General features: G+C 64.1%; 18 protein-coding genes and 4 pseudogenes. 15 read left to right on the forward strand and 7 right to left on the reverse strand.

Translation table 11 applies throughout. From position 1 onward, the window contains the following. Positions 1-103: 103 nt before the first annotated feature. The 3 genes from NKH01_RS19075 to NKH01_RS19085 form a co-directional block, all read right to left on the reverse strand. Positions 104-1,447, reverse strand: coding sequence for a hypothetical protein (locus NKH01_RS19075; protein WP_353021691.1), 1,344 nt, complete (start codon positions 1,445-1,447; stop codon positions 104-106). Between the two features lie 66 nt (positions 1,448-1,513). Then, a complete protein-coding gene (locus NKH01_RS19080) occupies positions 1,514-1,909 on the reverse strand; it encodes an XRE family transcriptional regulator (protein ID WP_352752928.1) in 396 nt (131 codons plus the stop codon). Continuing rightward, entirely contained in the window at positions 1,909-2,280 is a 372-nt protein-coding gene (locus tag NKH01_RS19085) for a type II toxin-antitoxin system RelE/ParE family toxin (protein WP_353021693.1), read from the reverse strand. The genes NKH01_RS19080 and NKH01_RS19085 overlap by 1 nt, the downstream gene beginning before the upstream one ends. Before the next feature lie 63 nt (positions 2,281-2,343). Between NKH01_RS19085 and NKH01_RS19090 the strand changes: the two genes are divergently transcribed. After that, entirely contained in the window at positions 2,344-2,535 is a 192-nt protein-coding gene (locus NKH01_RS19090) for a group II intron maturase-specific domain-containing protein (RefSeq protein WP_353021695.1), read from the forward strand. Positions 2,536-2,900: 365 nt separating this feature from the next. Here NKH01_RS19090 and NKH01_RS19100 read toward each other — a convergent pair whose 3' ends face one another. From NKH01_RS19100 to NKH01_RS19115, 4 genes are all read right to left on the reverse strand, one after another. After that, complete coding sequence (locus NKH01_RS19100) at positions 2,901-4,118, reverse strand: MFS transporter (protein WP_353021697.1); 1,218 nt, start codon at positions 4,116-4,118, stop codon at positions 2,901-2,903. A gap of 57 nt (positions 4,119-4,175) precedes the next feature. Continuing rightward, positions 4,176-5,612, reverse strand: coding sequence for an RNA polymerase factor sigma-54 (rpoN, locus tag NKH01_RS19105; RefSeq protein WP_353021700.1), 1,437 nt, complete (start codon positions 5,610-5,612; stop codon positions 4,176-4,178). A gap of 69 nt (positions 5,613-5,681) precedes the next feature. Then, positions 5,682-6,215, reverse strand: a complete 534-nt coding sequence (locus NKH01_RS19110; protein WP_352948310.1) for a peroxiredoxin — start codon at positions 6,213-6,215, stop codon at positions 5,682-5,684. Positions 6,216-7,347: 1,132 nt separating this feature from the next. Beyond that, positions 7,348-7,647: a hypothetical protein gene (locus tag NKH01_RS19115; protein WP_352725454.1), complete on the reverse strand. Its 300-nt coding sequence runs from the start codon at positions 7,645-7,647 to the stop codon at positions 7,348-7,350. Between the two features lie 200 nt (positions 7,648-7,847). On the opposite strand from NKH01_RS19115, the gene NKH01_RS19120 reads away from it, so the two are divergent. From NKH01_RS19120 to NKH01_RS19180, 14 genes and pseudogenes are all read left to right on the forward strand, one after another. Then, complete coding sequence (locus tag NKH01_RS19120) at positions 7,848-9,050, forward strand: cytochrome P450 (RefSeq protein WP_353021702.1); 1,203 nt, start codon at positions 7,848-7,850, stop codon at positions 9,048-9,050. Positions 9,051-9,141: 91 nt separating this feature from the next. Further along, positions 9,142-10,431 carry a cytochrome P450 gene (locus NKH01_RS19125; protein ID WP_352904646.1) on the forward strand — a complete coding sequence of 430 codons (1,290 nt, stop codon included), beginning with the start codon at positions 9,142-9,144 and terminating at the stop codon, positions 10,429-10,431. A 1-nt stretch (position 10,432) separates the two neighbouring features. Beyond that, a pseudogene (locus tag NKH01_RS19130) lies at positions 10,433-10,558 on the forward strand (ferredoxin); the annotation flags it as partial. Between the two features lie 168 nt (positions 10,559-10,726). Then, positions 10,727-11,572: an SDR family oxidoreductase gene (locus NKH01_RS19135; RefSeq protein WP_352904667.1), complete on the forward strand. Its 846-nt coding sequence runs from the start codon at positions 10,727-10,729 to the stop codon at positions 11,570-11,572. After that, a complete protein-coding gene (locus tag NKH01_RS19140; RefSeq protein ID WP_353021704.1) occupies positions 11,572-12,915 on the forward strand; it encodes a cytochrome P450 in 1,344 nt (447 codons plus the stop codon). Before NKH01_RS19135 ends, NKH01_RS19140 begins: the two co-directional genes overlap by 1 nt. A gap of 154 nt (positions 12,916-13,069) precedes the next feature. Next, entirely contained in the window at positions 13,070-14,062 is a 993-nt protein-coding gene (locus tag NKH01_RS19145; protein WP_353021772.1) for a polyprenyl synthetase family protein, read from the forward strand. Positions 14,063-14,208: 146 nt separating this feature from the next. Then, on the forward strand, positions 14,209-15,759 hold the full coding sequence (locus NKH01_RS19150; RefSeq protein ID WP_353021706.1) for a hypothetical protein: 1,551 nt from the start codon (positions 14,209-14,211) through the stop codon (positions 15,757-15,759). Further along, a complete protein-coding gene (locus NKH01_RS19155; RefSeq protein WP_353021708.1) occupies positions 15,756-16,658 on the forward strand; it encodes a terpene synthase family protein in 903 nt (300 codons plus the stop codon). The genes NKH01_RS19150 and NKH01_RS19155 overlap by 4 nt, the downstream gene beginning before the upstream one ends. Positions 16,659-16,743: 85 nt before the next feature. Beyond that, positions 16,744-17,793 carry a type 2 isopentenyl-diphosphate Delta-isomerase gene (gene fni, locus NKH01_RS19160; RefSeq protein ID WP_353021710.1) on the forward strand — a complete coding sequence of 350 codons (1,050 nt, stop codon included), beginning with the start codon at positions 16,744-16,746 and terminating at the stop codon, positions 17,791-17,793. A gap of 54 nt (positions 17,794-17,847) precedes the next feature. After that, positions 17,848-19,012, forward strand: a pseudogene (locus tag NKH01_RS19165) (NAD(P)/FAD-dependent oxidoreductase). A 160-nt stretch (positions 19,013-19,172) separates the two neighbouring features. After that, positions 19,173-19,352, forward strand: a pseudogene (locus tag NKH01_RS35330) (transposase); the annotation flags it as partial. Next, on the forward strand, positions 19,352-19,735 hold the full coding sequence (locus NKH01_RS35335) for a hypothetical protein (protein WP_502912655.1): 384 nt from the start codon (positions 19,352-19,354) through the stop codon (positions 19,733-19,735). The pseudogene NKH01_RS35330 and the gene NKH01_RS35335, both read left to right, overlap by 1 nt. Before the next feature lie 105 nt (positions 19,736-19,840). Further along, a complete protein-coding gene (locus NKH01_RS19175; RefSeq protein WP_353021775.1) occupies positions 19,841-20,158 on the forward strand; it encodes a helix-turn-helix domain-containing protein in 318 nt (105 codons plus the stop codon). Continuing rightward, positions 20,133-20,762 (forward strand): annotated as a pseudogene (locus tag NKH01_RS19180) (type II toxin-antitoxin system HipA family toxin); the annotation flags it as partial. The gene NKH01_RS19175 and the pseudogene NKH01_RS19180, both read left to right, overlap by 26 nt. Between the last annotated feature and the right edge of the window lie 72 nt (positions 20,763-20,834).

Raw genomic sequence — 20,834 nt, forward strand, 5'->3', positions numbered from 1 at the left:
TCCTCGTTCAACCTCGCCGTCCTCTTTTTGCGAACCAGCGGGTTGCCGGTCACCTACATACAGTAGTCCAGGGGCGAAACAGGGTCAGCGGGAACGCAGCGAATCAAGGCTTAGGAACCCATTTTGCGTAAAGGCTCTTCGATGCCGTGGGAACCGTCTTGGCGTCAACGAGAGCGACGAGCGAGCGGAACCGCTTCTCGCAGCCGCTGTTCGAGTTGATGCGACTTGCGACGAGGGTCGAGGCCTTCGGTAGATCCAGCATCAGCTTGACCTCGTTTGGCGAGAACGACTTGACCATCTCATTGTAGGATGGCGACGCCGCGTTCGAGACGCCGTATGAGTTGCCAGTCGCTGCCGTCACGACTGCCTCCACAAAAGTGGCCTGCGCTGTTTCCGGAACGCGGTTTTTCCGCGACAGCTTGAGGAGCCGATCGGCGAAGGGCGGCTCGTTGTGGAAGTTATCCCAGCCATTGTGCACACTTAAGAGCTTCCTACTCGCTGATGTGAAGATACTGTGAACCTCGGCTTCGCTCAGCAGCGACAACTGGCCCAGCGTCTCGAAGAACTGCAGCGAAGCCTTCTGACGGGCTTCGTCGCCTTTTGCCTTATAGTCCTGGTGTCGATCCACCAGCGCCGACCTGGTCCGGGGGCTAAGGTCGTTACTGAACGATTCGCAGATTGCGATGGCGTTCAGGCGGGCTTGCTCTCCCGACGCTGGATCACAGTAGATGCCGTGTAACATGACGAAGATCAGCTCGCGCTGGGCCTCGAATGTTTCCTGGATACGGCGTTCCCATTCTTGTCGTTGATCCTTCTTGAACTTCGTTGCTTTCAGCGCAGCGAGCAGGGACTTTGTGTCCACCCCCTTAGGGTTGTGGGCGCTCGAGAGCGCATGCTTCTGGCAGCGGCTTAGGAAGCTCAGGAACTCGTCTTCGTCGACCGTCCCCGCAGCTGGGTGTGCGATAGAGAAACTGTTGCGTGTGGCCCTGCACTGGTCGAGGAAAAAGAAGTCGTCGTCACCGATCAGGTTGAGCTTACGGCAGAGGTCGAGCAGCTCGGCGTCCTTGAGGTCGAGGAGCGTGTCCTCGTCGAAGGACTTGTCGTCGAGGATCTGAGGGACGACGTTGATGCCGAACCGTCGCACCTTGTCACGCAGTTCCACCACGGCCGCGTTCCAAACGTAGTTGATGGCTGCGTCGAACAGACCGCTGGCGACGGCGACACACATTTTGACGATCCGCTCATCGCGCAGGTGCGGAGGGATCTTGTTGATCAGGCGTGGGAGCTGGGACCAAGCATGGGCGATCTGGTCGTCCTCGGCGAGCACATTGCGGGGGACTCCCAACGCGGCGGTAAGTTGGGCTAGCATGGGCGAGGAGAGAGGGGTCACGTCGGGCAGTGTGACGGCGGGCAGGTCGGTCTTTGGCTTAACTAGGACGTTGCTCATACCTACTCCTTGCATCGACGAGACCATCTCGCACCATCGGTAGTCTTTAGCCGAAACAGAGTGAGGTCAGCCGGCGCGTGCGGCCTTTGTGCGATTACGTCCACCTGCCGCTCTTTTAACGGTACGCACGGAGACGGCTTTGGGAGCCACGACGTCGCCGAGCCGCTCTATACGGAGGGGCGCGCGCGAGGGAAGGCGAACGACGAGTTCGAGTTGCCCCCCGATCGCCTCGACGTAGCTTTTAAGAGTAGACAAGTACATGTCGGCTTGTTTCTCGATCTTCGAGACCGAAGGCTGCTTGATCTTGAGGACCGAAGCGATTTCGGCCTGGGCCTTTCCAGCGGCACGCCGCAAATCGCCGAGACTCTCGACTTCTCCCCTTAAGTCTTCGAAACGCGCGTCGACCCGCTCCCGACGATCCTCGGGGAGCGCAGCGATTAGGTCGTCAAGCTTGCGTCCCATCACTTCTTCTCCTTCTTCGCCGCCGCCAAACGGTCGAGATGCCCTTGATAGCGCTTGTCCGCCTTGGCGATCAGACTTTTATAGAAGCGCTTCTCACTCACGCCCCACTTATCGCCGGCGACGAGCAGGATCGCCTTCCGCTTCCGGTCGAATGCGAACGCAACCCGCCAGACACCATCATCAGCGTCGAAGCGAAGTTCTTTCATGTTCGCGAACGACGAGTCATTCAAGGTATCCGCATGCGGTCGCCCCAGCTGGGGCCCGAACACACCGAGCAGCTTAGCCGAGGCCAATAGCTCATCTTGGACTGTCTGGGGCAACGCCTCGAACTCCCCATCGAACTCATCGCCAAAAACGACTTCCCAAGTCATATATAGCTCCTAGGCTATGTGGTCAACATCACACCAGCGGTCAGTTCCTCGGCGCTGAAAGCAATGCGGGAAAAGATCAGGGACTTGCACATCCGCCGACAGACGCAGCTCTCGTTGAACGACATCGCCCGGCTGATCAATCCGCTCCTCAGGGGGTGGATCAGACGCGCGCAAGCGTTTCCGCTACTCGCCAACAGCATCAAGCTGCCGAACGATAGTCTGCGGCCGAAACAAGGTACGCGCGGTCGACGATAATCCGGCCGCCGTTGACACGACTGGCAATTCGCGACCTGTCTGCGCTATCGAGCGGCATCGTCACCGGCGTTCTGACGGGCATGGCCGGCGCGTAGCTGTCGCTTGCCCAGAATCCCGGCTTGTCGTGAAGGATATGACCGCCAGCAAGGGTTCCATCGCGCCGGCAGCGCTCATCATCGCCAAATAGAAACCGGTGCCGGCGAGGTTCGCGTGTCTGGCGGCGAAGGTCGCCATCCGCCCGGAGGTGAAGCCGGCGAGGCGCTGGCGCTGGTCGATGCGTAATCATGCGGAGGATCGCGCCGCGCCGTGCATGCGACTGCATCTCTCGTCCCGCTGCGCTGCTGAGGCCTCTTCTGTCAGGCGGTCTAGGTTTCGCGCTTCGGGCCGAGCAGGAACACTGTCAGGGCGGCGAGGAACGTGGCAACAGCACTGTAGGCAATGGCACTGGTAATCCCGGCATTGTCCACCAATAGTCCGCCGAAAATCGCGCCGGCTGCGATTGCCACTTGGAAAGCTACGACCATCAGCACACCGGCGCTTTCGGCGTGCTCGGGGACGGCCCGCCGCACCATCCACGTCTGCAATCCTACCGGCACCGCGCCGAAGGCAAAGCCCCACGCGGCAACCGCAATCGCCGAGGCCAAGGCCGATGCTCCCGCCGTCAGCAGCGAAACAGCGGCTATCGCTATGAGCAGCGGTGCAAGGGCCGCGACTGCCTTGAGACTGTACTCGGCCAGAAGCCCGCCGGCCAAATTGCCGAAGAATCCGCCGATGCCGAAAGCAAGCAATACAAGCGAGATCGTTTCGACATCCAGTGCGGGAATCTTCTCGAGGAAGGCACGAATATAGGTGATTCCGGCGAAGTGGCCGGAAGCGACCAACAGGACGACCAAAAGCGCAACTTTGACCATCGGAATCTTAGCCACATCCAGCAGGCTGCGGACGCTAGCCACTCCAATCGGAGGCAGCCTCGGAATGGTTATGAGTTGCACCAGCAGTGTAGCGGCGCCGCCGGCTGCGGCGAGCATGAAGGCGCTTCGCCATCCCCAGATATCGCCCACATAAGCGCCAATTGGAGCTGCGCAAACGGTAGCCACGGAAACGCCGGTGAGGATGACCGACATGGCGCGCGGCAGGAGGTGGCTTGGAACGAGCCGCATCGCCAGTGCTGCCGACATCGACCAGAAGCCGCCGAGCGCTATGCCGAGCACAACGCGTGCAGTGAGGAGAACCGCCAGCGACCACGCGCCGGCCGCCAGAACGTCCGACAGTATCAGCAGCAGTGTCATCGTCCACATGACGATCCTGCGGTCCAGGCGCTTTGTGATGATGGCCACCGTCGGCGCCGAAATGGCCCCGACGATAGCGGTAGCCGTCATCGCCTGTCCAGCCGCTCCCTCGGTGATACCGAGATCATGCGCGAGCGGCGTGAGCAGGCTGACAGGAAGAAACTCTGCCGTCACCAGACCGAAGGTACCCAAGGAAAGCGAAATGACCGCACCCCATGCGGGACCAGACGGTGGGACGGGCCTTTCTGGGTCGTGCAGAACAGCGTCCACAACGCCTGCCGCGGATTGGGTCATGAACGAAGTCTCCACTTTGATGCAATGCAACCTGATGTTGGCTGCCTTGACCCAAATTTAAAAACACAAGCGCATTTCCCGGCGGCGTTGCACGGAGGAGGGGATGTTCATTGCTTCGCGATATTTTGTGACGGTGCGGCGCGCAACATCGATGCCGGTTTCCTTCAGCCGGACAGCGATGTCATCGTCGGAAAGCACGTCACCGTGAGATTCTGCGGCAATCATCGCTTTGATCCGATGGCGGACAGCTTCGGCGGAGTGCGCATCGCCGCCTTGGCAGGACGCGATTGCGACGGTGAAAAAATACTTCAGTTCAAAGACGCCGCGCGGGGTAAGCATGTACTTGTTCGAGGTCACCCGGCTTACCGTCGACTCGTGCACGCCGATCGCGTCAGCGACGGTTCTGAGATTGAGAGGCCGCAGGTGGGCGACGCCATGTTCCAAAAAGGCATCCTGCTGACGCACGATTTCAGCCGCAACCTTAACGATGGTCTTGGCGCGCTGATCGAGGCTGCGGATTAGCCAGTTCGCGTTTTGCAAGCATTCGTCGAGAAATGCTTTATCCTTCGCACTTTGGGCAGTTTGACGCGAGACTTCGGCATAGTAGCTTTGGTTGATCAGCAGCTTTGGCAGTGTGGCGGGATCGAGTTCGATCTGCCACCCCCCTTGCGGTGAGGGCGTGACCCAGATGTCGGGTATGATTGATTCAGACGCACCGGATTGGAATCGGTTCCCAGGCTTGGGATCGAGCGCCCGAATCTCATGCATCATGTCGAGAAGGTCTTCTTCATCGACTCCGCAATGCTGCTTCAGTGCCTCAAAATCGCGCCGCGCAAGCATTTCAAGATGGGCAACCAAAGCTGCCATTGCCGGGTCGAGCCGGTTACGCTGGCGCAACTGGATCTCGAGGCATTCTCTGAGACTTCGCGCAAAAACTCCCGGTGGATCAAATTGCTGCAAGGTTCCGAGAACCCGTTCTACAACAGCCTCACGGACATTCAGGCTCTCGGCCAGCTCCAAAAGGTTTGCCCGAACATAGCCAGTGTCTTCCAGATCGGCGGCAAGCTGGCCAGCAATCAGCCGCTCCTGTGGTGTGAACGCAGTGAGGGCGATCTGACGAGCGACATGGTCGTGCAATGTTTCGGCGAGGGTGGCAAACTCGTCGAGGGAAGGGCCATTGCCCGGCGGGTTGTTGGTCGTGTTGCGAAGTGATTTCCATTGCCCGAGCCGTTCAGGCGAACCTGCCCCGGTCGGTCCTTCAACGGCGTTTGCGCCAGGGCCGACAGGCTGATCCGCTCCCGAAATCGAAACGTCGTCAAAAGGCCCGCCATCGCTTGATGCAGATTCCAAGAGCGGGTTCTTCTCGATTTCCCGCTCCACGAACTGATGCAGTTCAGTATGCGCCAGTTGCAGCAGGCGAATCGACTCAATGAGTTGAGGCGATGCGACCATGGATTGCTTCTGGCGCTGAAGCAGGCTTGCTGAGGATTGCATGGTGAGCGCGAAAATCCTGTCGAGGAGCCTCTTGGGGCCGGCAATGGCACCAGTGAGACGTATTCTAGGTCATGCGGCGGCTTTCAGCGTTTCGAGAACGTTTTGCGGGGACGAGATGCCATACGGGTCGGCCTCGCAGTTGTCGGAGAAACCTTCCTCCTCGAACCACTGCTCCACCACGCCATTGTTGATCAGGGCGGCGTAGCGCCAGGAGCGCATCCCGAAGCCGAGATTGTCCTTGGCGACCAGCATGCCCATCTTGCGTGTGAACTCGCCTGAGCCATCGGGGATGAGCTCGACCTTCTGCAGGCCCAAGGACTTCCCCCACGCATTCATGACGAAGGCATCGTTGACGGAGACGCAGTAAATCGCGTCAATTCCCTCCTTCTCAAACTCATCATAGAGCTCTTCGAAATTGGGCAGTTGGTAGGTCGAGCAGGTCGGAGTGAAGGCGCCAGGCAGCGAGAACAGGATGACGCGCTTGCCGGCAAAGTAGTCGTCAGATGTCTTTTCTTCCCAGCGATATGGATTTGGGCCCTGGACTGACTCATCGCGAACACGCGTGAGAAAGGTGACGAAGGGAACCTTCTTTTGAACGGTCATCAACTTGCTCCTCAGGAAAAAACTGGCGCGCCGGATTCTGGCAGAGGCTGGCGCAATACCGAGCAAAGGCTCGTATGGCGGGCATGAAATGAGGCCCTCGCGGCTCGCACCCTCCTTTTTCCCTCCCGACGTATGGGAACGTATTGGCGGCTGGTCTTGGCCACCCGAACGCAATCGATCTGAGCGAGCTGGACACCGTCGAGCCGCTTGGTTCCCACGGCTATGGCGCCGAAAGCGGGATCGGTCACTCGCGATCGTGCGTTTGGAAAAGGGATAGCGGCCGGAAGTAGCCAATATCGCAAGCATGTGGGGGCCTGAAATGTCACTTCACGCAACAGACTCGCGTCACTGGACTGGTTCAGCGTGTTGTCGATATGTGGCAGTGACCCGCCGGCCTTGGCTTGGGTGACCCTTTGACGGGGCTCTTGGGCACTCACATGCTGAACAGAACCGGTAAACGGCATTTGCGCAAGCGGCCCGTGTTGGCGTGCCGGCATCGGACCAGCCATGCGCAAAGCGGCCACCGAGAACGGACTTCCGGAGGAGACGATGTCCCGATGTTCAGCGGGAACGGGCACCGTCTCCTCAGGCCACTGTCTAGAGCTTCGCGTGTCGGGCATGGTGCAAGTCGCTTTCATCGTGATTTGATGGTGCTCTAACCAGGAGCAGCAAGCGGCGTGCCATTTCAAATAGAGGTGCTGTTGGACCGCCCCCTTCTTCTCGGAGGCCGTGTCTTGGAAGATCGGGCGCGCGCTATACCGCCTCGTCACACAGGCAACAACGATGCTGTATGGTGCGGATATTCGGCGCTTCAGCCCCGGCTGGGCAAAGAAGAACCGGAAGCCGAGCCGATGCATGGCGGGCACTCCAGTCGTAGCGTGTGCCGCTAGCGTTCATGGGTGCGCAGGCACGGCTATCGCGAACACGCGCCTGTCGCAGCAACATGAGCGCGCGCTCTTGGGCAAGCGCCCCGGCGCCGTGAGGATCGAATTCCCCAATCGTGTCTGTTTGCCGCCCTCTTATGTTCGAAACTGGACCAGAATGTCGCAAGCCCGACCTAAAGGTCGCCCGAGGCGTTCTGTCCGACACTGTTCCGTCGCCTTTGTTGGCCCGCTACACCGGCTTATTTCGCCTAGCTCTTCTCTGGCCTCAGGCTAAGCCGCTGAGAAGCTGCCACAATTTTTTTCTGCTGCGGCCAAATTGGCACGAGATTTGAAGCACCTTCGTTGCGGGCCGGGAGCCGCCGACCGACTTTCATTTCGTGGATGACACGAATGGAACGAAGAAAGAAAAGCAAAATGTCAAATCCGCGTCGGATAGCGTCTATGGACAGGGGGTCCTCGGCGAAACCGCCCTTACCCAACAGCTCGCCGCCCTTGTCGACCCTTGCGCAGGAAATCTTGGCCGGCGGCGAGTCAAAGGCCCACCACACCGACTTTATCCTGACCTCGAAGGTGCAGGATAACGTTCTGCATCTCGCCGCGCGATGTGCCTAGACAGGTACGCGTTAGCCGATCTTGATAATCGGTCTGCCTTCGGACGACGTCGTCTACATGCCGTCTTAGGTCTTCGCTGCCGCAGCGCCCGCCGGTCACCTTCCGCCCTTCCATCGCTATAGAGTGAAGTGCCACCATGTCCGAACAACCTTTGCCGACGCTGCCGATGTGGCGCGTCGATCACATTGAGCCCTCGCCCGAGATGTTGGCGCTACGCGCCAACGGTCCGATCCACCACGTGCGCTTTCCGTCCGGGCACGAAGGCTGGTGGGTCACAGGCTATAACGAGGCCAAGGCGGTGTTGTCCGACGCGGCGTTCCGGCCCGCGGGAATGCCGCCGGCGGCATTCACCCCGGATTCGGTGATTCTCGGTTCGCCAGGATGGCTGGTCTCGCACGAGGGGGGCGAGCATACACGGTTACGCACGATCGTGGCGCCGGCCTTCAGCAACGGCAGGGTGAAGCTGCTCGCGCAGCAGGTCGAGGCGATCGCCACGCAGTTGTTCGAGACGCTGGCGGCCCAGCCCCAGCCCGCCGATCTGCGGCGCCACCTCTCCTTTCCGCTTCCGGCCATGGTCATTGGCGCGCTGATGGGCGTGCTCTACGAGGATCACGCCTTTTTCGCCGGGCTGTCCGACGAGGTGATGACGCACCAGCATGAAAGCGGCCCGCGAAGCGCGTCGCGCTTGGCCTGGGAAGAACTCCGCGCCTACATTCGCGGCAAGATGCGGGACAAGCGCCAGGATCCGGGCCACAACGTGCTGACGGACCTGCTCGCGGCGGTCGACCAGGGCAAGGCGACCGAGGAAGAGGCGATCGGCCTGGCGGCGGGCATGCTGGTGGCGGGGCACGAGAGCACCGTCGCGCAGATCGAATTCGGCCTGCTGGCCATGTTCCGCCATCCGCAACAGCGCGAACGCCTGGTCGGCGATCCATCCCTGGTGGACAAGGCGGTGGAGGAAATCCTGCGCATGTACCCGCCGGGCGCCGGCTGGGACGGCATCATGCGCTATCCGAGGACCGACGTGACCATCGCGGGCGTGCATGTTCCCGCGGAGAGCAAGGTGCTGGTCGGCCTGCCGGCGACGTCGTTCGATCCGCGCCATTTCGACGACCCGGAAATCTTCGACATCGGACGTGACGAAAACCCGCACCTGGCGTTCTCCTACGGGCCGCACAACTGCATCGGCTTGGCGCTGGCCAGGCTGGAACTCAAGGCGGTGTTCGGTTCGATCTTCCAGCGCTTTCCCGCGCTGCGCCTGGCCGTGGCGCCCGAAGAACTGAAGTTGCGCAAGGAGATCATCACTGGCGGGTTCGGGGAGTTCCCGGTGCTCTGGTGATGCGCGGACGCCACCAGGAACGCGATGTTCTCCAAATTGCCGGCGCGCCTGCCGCGCGCCGATCAGATCAGCTAGCCAACAGGTGACCAAGATGGACGTGCAAGAAACCACGGCAGCATGCCGGGATGCCTTCGCCGAACTGGCGTCGCCAGCGTGCATTCAGGACCCGTACCCATTCATGCGGTGGTTGCGCGAGCACGATCCGGTACATCGCGCGGCGTCGGGCCTCTTTCTGTTGAGCCGCCACGCCGACATCTACTGGGCGCTCAAGGCCACGGGCGATGCTTTTCGGGGGCCGGCACCAGGCGAACTGGCGCGCTATTTCCCGCGTGCGGCGACCAGCCTGTCGCTAAGTTTGCTGGCGTCCACTTTAGCGATGAAGGAACCTCCAACGCATACGCGTCTGCGCCGGCTGATCTCGCGCGATTTCACCATCGGCCAGATCGACAACCTGAGGCCGACCATCGCTCGCATTGTCGCAGCGCGCCTGGACGGCATGGCGCCCGCACTGGAGCGCGGGGAGGCAGTGGACCTGCATCAGGAATTCGCGCTGGCCTTGCCCATGCTGGTTTTCGGCGAACTGTTCGGCATGCCCCCGGACGACATTCTCGGGCTCGTCACCGGCATCAGCGCCATTCTGGAAGGCCTGAGCCCGCACGCCAGCGATCCCCAACTCGCTGCGGGGGACGCGGCCAGCGCCAGAGTGCAGGCCTACTTCGGCGACCTCATACAGCGCAAGCGCACCGATTCCCGCCACGACATCGTGTCAATGCTGGTCGGCGCACACGACGACGATGCCGAGATGCTGTCGGATGCGGAATTGATCAGCATGCTCTGGGGCATGCTGCTGGGCGGCTTCGCCACCACTGCCGCGGCCATCGGCCATGCGGTCCTGGCGATGCTGGCGTATCCCGAACAGCGGCACTGGCTGAAGGGAGATGCCGTGGGGGTGAAGGCATTCGTCGAAGAAGCCCTGCGCTACGACGCGCCCGCCATGTTCAGCTCCATTCCGCGTATCGCCCAGCGCGACATCGAACTGGGCGGCGTGGTGATCCCGAAGAACGCGGACGTGCGCGTGCTGATCGCGGCCGGCAATCGCGACCCGGACGCCTTCGCCGATCCCGACCGCTTCGATCCCGTGCGGTTCTACGGCACCAGTCCTGGCATGTCGATCGACGGGAAGATCATGCTGACCTTCGGCCACGGCATCCACTTCTGCCTGGGTGCGCAACTGGCCCGAGTGCAGTTGGCCGAGAGCCTGCCGCGGATCCAGGCGCGCTTCCCCACGCTGGCATTGGCCGAGCAGCCGACCCGGGAGCCCTCCGCGTTCCTTAGGACGTTCCGCGCGCTGCCGGTGCGGCTGCATGGGCAGGAGGGCTGAGATGCGCGTCCTGGTCGATCAGCATCTGTGCGGAACTACCGGGCAGTGCGTGCTGACGCTGCCGGGCACCTTTCGCCAGCGCGAACCGGACGGCGTGGCCGAAGTGTGCGTGGCGACGGTCCCGCAGGCGCTGCACGCCGCCGTGCGGCTTGCGGCCAACCAGTGCCCGGTCGCCGCCATTCGGGTCATCGAAAGCGACGCTGGCCATGACGAGCGCGCCAGCGCCGACCCTGCGCCTTCTCCGGCGGAGGCCGAGCGGCATGCTGCGAAAGACCAATGCAATTCAGGAGACACGATGGGACGGTTTGAAGGCAAGGTGGCCGTGGTGACCGGCGCCGGCGCCGGCATCGGCCAGGCATGCGCTCTCGCCATCGCGCGCGGGGGCGGCAGAGTGGTGGTGGCCGACATTGATGGCTCGGCGGCCATCGCCTGCACCGCGCAGATCGCGGCCGAAGCAGGCCACGCGCTGCCCCTAGCCATGGATATCGCCGATGCGCAGGCGGTGGCAGCGCTGTTCGAGACGGCGGAGCGGCACTTCGGTGGGGTCGACCTCCTAGTGAACAATGCGAGCGCCATGCATCTGACCTCACGCGACCGCGCGATCCTCGACCTGGACCTGGCGGTCTGGGATCAGACCATGGCGACCAATCTGCGCGGCACGCTGCTCTGCTGCCGGCAGGCCATCCCACGGATGATCGCCCGCGGCGGTGGCGCGATCGTCAACATGTCGTCGTGCCAGGGACTCAGCGGTGACACGGCGCAGACGTCCTACGCCGCGTCGAAGGCGGCGATGAACATGCTGTCGGCCTCGCTCGCCACCCAGTACGGTCATGCGCAGATCCGCTGCAACGCCGTTGCGCCGGGTCTCGTCATGACCGAGCGTCTCCTCGCCAAGCTGGACGAGTGCATGCAACGGCATCTGCGCCGGCACCAGCTCTTGCAGCGCGTCGGCCGCCCCGAGGACGTGGCCGCGCTCGTGGCGTTCCTGCTCTCCGACGATGCTGCGTTCATCACTGGCCAGGTCGTGTGCATCGACGGCGGCATGCTGGCGCATGTGCCGACGTACGCCGACGGTGGCAACAGCTGCGCCGTGCGGCCTGCCGGCGACACCGCCGAAGCGGCCGCGGCGGCGCGCTGCTGATGGGCATGCTGCTCAACCCGCTCAACCGTCGGCACCGGCGGCGATACGACATCCCGGTCATGCCCGGCGCTTTCCCCCTGCTCGGGCATCTTCCCGCCATCGCCTGCGACCTGCCGCGCCTGCTGCGGCGCGCGGAACGGACGCTGGGCAGCCACTTCTGGCTGGATTTCGGCCCTGCCGGACACCTGATGACCTGCGTGCATCCGGATGCGTTCGCACTGCTCCGGCACAAGGACGTGTCCTCGGCGCTGATCGAAGAGATCGCGCCCGAATTGCTTGGCGGAACGTTGGTTGCCCAGGACGGCGGCGCGCACCGGCAAGCGCGCGATGCGATCAAGGCGGCGTTCCTGCCCAAGGGGCTGACCCAGGCCGGCATCGGCGACCTGTTCGCGCCCGTCATCCGGGCGCGGGTGCAGGCGTGGCGCGAGCGCGGCGACGTAACCATCCTGCGCGAAACCGGCGACCTGATGCTCAAGCTCATCTTCAGCCTCATGGGAATCCCCGCGCAGGACCTGCCGGGATGGCATCGCAAATACCGGCAACTGCTGCAGTTGATCGTCGCGCCCCCGGTCGACGTGCCCGGACTGCCCTTGCGGCGCGGCCGCGCCGCCCGCGACTGGATCGACGCGCAGTTGCGCCAGTTCGTCCGCGACGCGCGCGCGCATGCCGCGCGCACCGGGTTGATCAACGACATGGTGAGCGCCTTCGACCGCAGCGACAATGCGCTTTCCGATGACGTCCTGGTCGCCAATATCCGCTTGCTGCTGCTTGCCGGTCACGACACCACTGCCTCGACGATGGCCTGGATGGTGATCGAGCTGGCGCGGCAGCCTGTGCTGTGGGACGCCCTCGTCGAGGAGGCGCAACGCGTGGGCGCGGTGCCGACCCGGCACGCGGACCTGGCGCAGTGTCCGGTCGCCGAGGCGCTGTTCCGCGAGACGCTGCGCCTGCATCCGGCGACCACGCTCCTGCCGCGTCGCGCCCTGCAGGAATTGCAACTCGGCCAACGGCGCATTCCCGCAGGCACCCATCTGTGCATCCCGCTGCTGCATTTCTCGACCTCGGCGCTGCTGCACGAGGCGCCTGATCAGTTCCGCCTGGCGCGGTGGTTGCAACGCACGGAGCCGATCCGGCCGGTGGACATGCTGCAGTTCGGTACCGGCCCACACGTCTGCATCGGCTACCACCTGGTATGGCTGGAAATGGTGCAGTTCTGCATCGCCTTGGCGCTGATCATGCACAAGGCCGGGGTGCGGCCGCGGTTGCTGAGCGGCGTCGAAAAAGGCCGGCGCTATTACCCGACCGCACATCCGTCCATGGCAATCCGCATAGGCTTCTCATGAGCTGGCATCGCATGCCCCGTGTGGCGAGGCAGCGGCGCCGGCGAGGCGCGGCATTGCTGCACTCAGCGCACGCGCTCGGTGCGATGGCGGCAACACCGCTGCGGCTTGGCGCTCGCTGTGGCCATCTCGTGTCAGGTACAAGGACATGAAAAACATGCAGACCGGTTCCACGCTACACGACGACCGAACTGGCGTTTCCGCGGTCGGCGGATTGGGCGCGCAGGCGCGCGGCGCATCCGGCAGGCTGCTGCCGGAGATCTGGATGCAGGACGGCGCAAAGCGGGTCGAACAGGCGCTGGCGCGTCTTCTCTGCGCCGAAGACGACGGTGAGACCGAGCTGATGGCGGCGATGCGCTACGCCACCTTGCATGGCGGGAAGCGCACCCGCGCCTTGCTCTGTCTGGCTGCCGGCGCACTGGCCGACACGCCGGCGCACATGCTCGACGACGTCGGCGCCGCCATCGAGATGATGCACGCCTGTACCCTGGTCCACGACGACCTGCCCGCGATGGACGACGACGTGCTTCGCCGCGGCCTTCCGACCGTGCACGTAAAGTTCGGCGAAGCCACTGCGATCCTGGTCGGCGATGCGCTGCAGGCGCACGCCTTCCTGACCCTGGCGAGCCTAGATGCGCCGGGCGACAACCGTATCGCGCTCGTGCGCGAACTGGCGCAGGCCGTGTCCGCCGACGGTGCCGCAGGCGGGCAGGCCATGGATCTGTCGCTGGTCGGAAAGCACGCCGAGCTGGACAGGATCGTGGCGATGCACCGGATGAAGAGCGGAGCGCTAGTGCGCGCGTCCGTTCGCATGGGCGCGCTATGCTCCATCGCGGAGGATGCCGCGCACGCTGCGCTGTACTGTGCGCTCGATCGCTACACCGCCTGTTTCGGCCTGGCGTTGCAGGTGATCGACGACATTCTCGACGCGACAGCGGATACCGCGACGCTGGGCAAGACCCCCGGCAAGGACGCGGCGGCGCAGAAGCCGACCTGCGCGTCGATCATGGGGCTGCAGGCAGCGCGCCAATTCGCGCTGGATTTGTTGCGCGACGCCGGGGAAGCCATCGCCCCGCTGGGGCCGCGTGCGGAACGGTTGGCGCAGATACTGCAGCGGGCCAACGGGTATCTGTTCAAGCCATGCGCATGAGCACGCCCGTCCACATGGAGTCGCCCCTGTGCCGCTGCGATCGCCGGCGGCAGCGGTGCATGCTGCACTGTGCCCGAGTCCCGGCGATGTGCGCGGCGTCTGCCGATCCTGGTTCTCGTCAACCCTCTGCAGAAGGAACATCCCGCGTGAACGCGCTGTCCGAACAGATCCTTTCCGAATTGCGCCACCTGCTGAGCGAGATGAGCGACGGCGGCAGCGTCGGTCCGTCCGTCTACGACACGGCGCGAGCTCTGCAGTTCCACGGCAACGTCACCGGTCGGCAGGACGCATACGCGTGGCTCATCGCGCAGCAACAGGCCGATGGCGGATGGGGAAATGCGGACTTCCCGCTGTTCCGCCATGCGCCCACGTGGGCGGCGTTGCTGGCATTGCAGCGTGCCGATCCTCTTCCCGGCGCTGCCGACGCAGTCCAGGCTGCAACCTGGTTCCTCGAGCGCCAGCCCGATCCCTACGCGCATGCGGTGCCGGAAGACGCGCCGATCGGCGCGGAGCTGATCCTGCCGCAGTTGTGCGGCGAGGCCGCATCCTTGCTGGGCGGGGTGGCGTTTCCGCGCCACCCGGCGCTGTTGCCGTTGCGGCAAGCGTGCCTGGTCAAGCTGGGGGCGGTGGCAACTTTGCCGAGCGGCCATCCGTTGCTGCACTCCTGGGAAGCCTGGGGGACGTCACCGACCACCGTATGCCCGGATGACGACGGCAGCATCGGCATCAGTCCGGCGGCCACCTCCGCGTGGCGTGCGCACGCCGTGACACAGGGGAGCACGCCGCAGGTCGGGCGCGCCGACGCGTATTTGGAGGCGGCATCGCGGGCGACGCGCAGCGGCATCGAAGGTGTCTTTCCCAACGTCTGGCCGATCAATGTATTCGAGCCATGCTGGTCGCTGTACACCCTGCATCTGGCCGGTCTGTTCGCGCATCCCGCGCTGGCCGAGGCGGTGCAAGTGATCGTCGCGCAGCTCGACGCCCGCCTCGGCGTGCGCGGTCTGGGCCCGGCCTTGCACTTCGCGGCCGATGCGGACGATACCGCCGTTGCGATGTGCGTCCTGCGCCTTGCAGGCCGCGACCCGGCGGTCGATGCGTTGCGCCATTTCGAAATCGGCGAGCTGTTCGTCACCTTCCCCGGCGAGCGCAATGCCTCGGTGTCGACCAACATCCACGCCCTGCATGCGTTGCGAATGGTGGGAAAGCCCGCCGCCGGCACGAGCGCCTACGTCGAGGCCAATCGCAACCCGCACGGTCTATGGGACAACGAAAAATGGCACGTTTCGTGGCTGTATCCCACCGCGCATGCGGTCGCTGCGCTGGCGCAAGGCAAGCCCCAGTGGCGCGACGAGCGCGCGCTGGCGGCGCTGCTGCAGGCGCAGCGCGACGACGGCGGCTGGGGCGCCGGTCGCGCGTCCACATTCGAGGAAAGCGCCTATGCGCTGTTCGCGTTGCACGTGATGGACGGGAGCGAAGAGCCGACAGGGCGCCGGCGCATCGCGCAGGCGGTGGCGCGTGCGCTGAAGTGGATGCTCGCCCGCCACGCGGCGCATGCATTGCCGCAGACGCCGCTGTGGATTGGCAAGGAACTGTATTGCCCCACCCGGGTGGTGCGCGTGGCCGAACTCGCTGGGTTGTGGCTGGGGCTTCGTTGGGGGCGGCGCGTCTCGGCCGAGGGAGCAGGAGCGGCGCCATGATCCAGAACGAACGTGCGCTCCAGCAGGTGCTGGAGTGGGGGCGTTCCCTGACCGGGTTCGCCGACGAGCATGCCGTGGAAGCGGTCAGGGGCGGCCAGTACATCCTGCAGCGCATCCACCAGAGCCTGCGCGACACCAGCGCCCGCACCGGCCGCGATCCGCAGGACGAAACGCTGATCGTGGCTTTCTATCGCGAACTGGCGCTGCTGTTCTGGCTCGACGATTGCAACGACCTTGGCCTGATCGCGCCGGAGCAGCTCGCCGCGGTGGAGCAGGCGCTGGCGCAGAGCGAGCCGTGCGCGCTCCCCGGATTCGAGGGCTGCGCTGTGCTGCGCGCTTCGCTGGCCGCGCTTGCCTACGATCGTCGCGACTATGCTCAGCTTCTCGACGATACCCGGTGCTACTGCGCGGCGCTGCGCGCCGGACACGCGCAGGCGGCAGGGGCGGAACGCTGGTCCTACGCCGAGTACCTGCACAACGGCATTGATTCGATCGCCTACACGAACGTGTTCTGTTGCCTGTCGTTGCTGTGGGGGCTGGACATGGCGACCTTGCGCGCGCGTCCGGGGTTTCGCCAGGTCCTGCGGCTCATCTCCGCGATAGGGCGCTTGCAGAACGATCTGCATGGACGCGAAAAGGACAGGTCGGCCGGCGAGGGAGATAACGCGGCGATCCTGCTGCTGCAGCGCTATCCGGCTATGCCTGTGGTGGAGTTCCTCAACGACGAGCTGGCCGGCCATACGCGCATGCTGCACCGGATGATGGCGGAAGAACGCTTTCCCGCGCCGTGGGCACCGTTGATCGAGGCCATGGCGGCCATCCGCGCGCAGTACTACAAGACCTCAACCAGCCGCTACCGCAGCGACGCTGCGGGCGGAGGCCAACGTGCGCCGGCCTGAACGCGCGGGAAACGGCGGCGTGCGCGCGCTGCCGTCGGTCCGGTCCGACGCAACGCCGTCGCCCGATACGGCGGATGGAGCGAGCATGAGCGACACTAACCTGAGCCGGCGCAAGGACGACCACCTGGACATCGTGCTGGATCGGCGAACGGCGCGGGCCAAGGCCGCCGCCGGCTGGGAGTACATTCGTTTCGAACACTGCGCATTGCCCGAGTTGGACCTGACGCAGATCGACCTGAGCGCCTCGCTGCTTGGCAAGACCATGCGCGCGCCGCTGCTGATCAGCTCCATGACCGGCGGCATGCCGCGCGCCGAGGCCATCAACCGGCATCTGGGCGAGGCAGCGCAAGCCTTGGGGATCGCCATGTGCGTCGGTTCGCAGCGCGTGAGCCTGCAATCCCGCAACTCCCAGGGGCTGACGCGCGCGCTGCGCCGCCTGGCCCCAGACATTCCCTTGCTGGCCAATATCGGCGCCGCGCAATTGCGCGAGGCCGACGGCCTGGACCTGGCGCGCCGGGCGGTGGATGCGCTGGAGGCCGATGGACTCATCGTCCATCTCAATCCGCTGCAGGAAGCGGTACAGCTGGAGGGCGACCGCGACTGGCGCGGCGTCCTGGCGCAGATCGCTCGCGCAGCGCGCAGCGTGGGCGTGCCGATCGTGGCCAAGGAAGTGGGGTCGGGCCTGTCCGCCTCGGTGGCTTGTGCGCTCGTTCAGGCGGGCGTGGCGGTGATCGATGTCGCCGGCGCCGGCGGCACCAGTTGGGCCGCGGTGGAGGGCGAGCGCGCCCGCGATGCCGCCGACCGTGCAGTGGCGATGTCGTTCGCCGATTGGGGGATTCCGACCCCGGCCAGCGTGCAGGCGGTACGTCGGGCGCTGCCAACGGTCAAGCTGATCGCGTCGGGCGGGATCCGCGACGGCGTCGACGTGGCCAAGGCCATCCGCCTGGGCGCGGACATCGCCGGGCAGGCGGTGGGCGTGCTGCGCGCGGCTACGATATCCACGGAGGCGGTTGTCGCGCATTTCGAGATCGTCATCCGCCAGTTGGCCGTCGCCTGCTTCTGCACCGGCTCGGCTGATCTGGCGGCGTTGCGTCAGGCGCGCTTGTTGCCCTCGGCACATCTGCCGGCCGGTTGATGCCGGCATCGCCCGCACGTTGCGGCGGGCGCCTGGAACTGGAGAAGCGAAAAAGTGCATTACGACATCATCATCATCGGCGGAGCCATCGTCGGCTCCTCGGTCGCCTAATCTGCGCGAGGCAGGATTTTCAGGCTCGATTGCACTTATCGAGCGCGAGCCGCAATTTTCCCGCGCCGCGACCACGCTGTCCTGCGCCTCAATCCGCCAGCAGTTCTCGATCCCGGAAAACATCCGGCTGTCGCAATTCACGCTGAAACTGTTCCGGCGGCTCAGGGAAGAGTTTGGCGCGGACGCCGATATCGGCTTTCGCGAAGGCGGTTATCTCATCCTTGCCGGCGAAAACGGGCTGCCGATTCTGCGGGCCAACCACGGGGCGCAGATGGCCGAGGGCGCCGACATCGTGCTCGAGGATGCGGAGGCGCTCGTCCGCCGGTTTCCCTGGCTGTCGGCCGCGGGCATCACTGCCGGGGCCTACGGCCGCAGCGGCGAAGGCTGGTTCGACGCGCACGCGATGCTGATGCTGTTCCGCAAGGCCCTACGGACGAAGAACATTGATTTCATCACGGCGTCGGTGACCGGTATCGAGCGGCGAGGCGAGCGCATCACCGGTGTGACCCTCGACAATGGCGAACGGCTCGAGGCGGGCACCGTCATCAACGCCGCCGGGCCAAATGCCGGCAAGGTGGCTGATATGGCCGGGCTGGTGCTGCCGGTGGAACCGCGCAAGCGCAACGTCTTCGTCTTCGAGGCGCGCGAGAAATATGACGACATGCCGCTGCTGGTCGACCCGAGCGGCATCTATGTCCGGCCGGAAGGCTCGGTCTACATCACCGGCGGCGCCGAGCCGGAAGAGGGCGAAGGACCAGCCGACCCCGGCGATTTCGAGCCCGACTGGCCGCTGTTCGAGGAGGTGATCTGGCCGGTGCTGGCGACCCGCATTCCGGCCTTCGAGGCGATCAAGCCGACGCGCGCCTGGGTCGGCCATTACGACTACAATACGCTCGACCAGAACGCGGTGATCGGCCCGCACCCGGAGGTCGGGAATTTCCTCTTCGCCAACGGGTTTTCCGGTCACGGCTTGCAGCAGGCTCCGGCGGTCGGCAAGGCGCTGGCCGAACTGATCGTGCATGGCGGCTATCGCACGGTGGATTGCTCGGCGTTCGGGTACAGCCGGATCGCCGACGGGCGGCCGTTTCGGGAATTGAATGTGATTTGAGCAGGAAGGGCGGGTGCGCCGCGACGGCCCTTTTGATGCTGGAGGGACAGAGGGGCGCGAAGGAACGCGACAGGCGGTCGATGGCCCAAAGCTGGCGAAAACAGCCGGCCAGGGCCTGCCGCGAACGGAATGATTTGTGATTATCGTGGCGCTCGATCCGCCGCATTTCCGGACGATCAGCGACTTCCGCCAGCGGCATTTGAAGGCGCTCGAGGCGCTGTTCGTGCAGGTTCTGAAGCTGTGTGAGACGGCAGGATTGGTCAAACTCGGCCATGTCGCGCTGGATGGCACGAAGATCAAGGCGAACGCGTCAAACACAAGGCGATGAGTTATGAGCGCATGAAGAAGCGCGACCTGGAATTGAAAGCCGAGGTCGCTCGCATGCTGACGGCGGCCGAGGGCGCGGATGCCGAGGAGGACGTGACTTTCGGCAAGGACAAGCGCGGCGACGAGATGCCGGATTGGGCCGGCGACAAGCAGAACCGGCTGACCAAGATCCAGCAGGCGATGGCGTCGCTGGAAGCCGAGGCCAAGCTGGCGGCGCAAGAAGAGCGCCGGATCGAGGCCGAAAAAGAAGAGCAGCGCCAGGCCGCAGGCCGCAAGAAGCCTGGCAAACCGGCGGCGGCCCCATCAGAGGAGCCTGGTGGCCATAGCAGCTGTTCTCGGAGGAACGCCGTTCGCTGTGCGGGGCTAAAGCCTGAGAGAGCCTCGAAGAAGGATTGATCTCTTTGCATATCATTATCTTCATATATGATACGCGAACAGATCATAAAAGTTTTGACTTGCTCGCTGGACGAGATACCTTTGGGTATCATCGCGCATATCATGATGGACTCTGAATCGGAGATTCTGCGCGAAATCGGTGGGCTTTTCAGGAAGGCGAGGCTGGCCGCTGCCATGACGCAGGAGCAGGTCGCTGATTTGGCGGGTATATCCCGTCCCCGCTATCGCGACATCGAAAAGGGAGCCGCAGCGGCGCGTGCGACGACCCTCATGAATATCGCTCGCGCGCTCGGTCTGGAAATGATGCTGGTTCCGCAAGTCATGGTGCCGGCTGTCCAGGCTCTATTGCGTCCGCATGATCGACCCGCCTTTGTTTCTCAACCTGACGATGACGATCATGGCTCCAGTCTTTCGCGCACCTAAGACGATCCCGTCGCTGGACGTGCTCTTGAACGCACTGAAGATCGGCACAATCGTTAGGACGCCAGGCGATTTCAATGCATTCAACTTCGATGAGGCCTACCGCGCGACGGGCGGCTTTCCGGTTTTCAGCCTGTCGTTCCGGGCAGCGACGGGAGGATTGCGGAAAGATCCGAAGCCTCTGGCCGGCGCCTTGCCCGCTTTCTTCGCGAACCTCCTGCCGGAGGAGAAATTGCGCGAGGCGATGGAAAAGCACCACGAAGGCAATGTGCGGCCAGGCAATGATTTCGATCTTTCAGCGGCGCTGGGCGCCGATCTGCCGGGAGCCGTACGGGCGTTGCCCAGTGACGGCGCGATAGCGGTTTCGCAAGATGCTTCAAAGGATAAGCCGAAGGCACGGTTCTCACTTGCCGGCGTGCAAATGAAGCTGTCGGTCATGAAGAACACTGGAAAAGGCGGCGGCCTTACCTTGCCGATGGACGACGAGCAGGGCCGGTACATCGCCAAGTTCCCTTCGACGGCGTTTCCGGGCGTTTCCGAGAACGAATTCGCCAACCTGGCGCTGGCTGCAGCAATCGGCATGGAGGTTCCTGAATGCGAACTGGTCTAGCAGGCTGTTGAAAAAGGCCCTCGCCACCGGACCGCAGCAATGATTCACTGGCTCCGAAGGGATTCGGAG

It is taken from the genome of Mesorhizobium sp. M1403 (genome assembly GCF_040317695.1).
Lineage (GTDB): Bacteria > Pseudomonadota > Alphaproteobacteria > Rhizobiales > Rhizobiaceae > Mesorhizobium.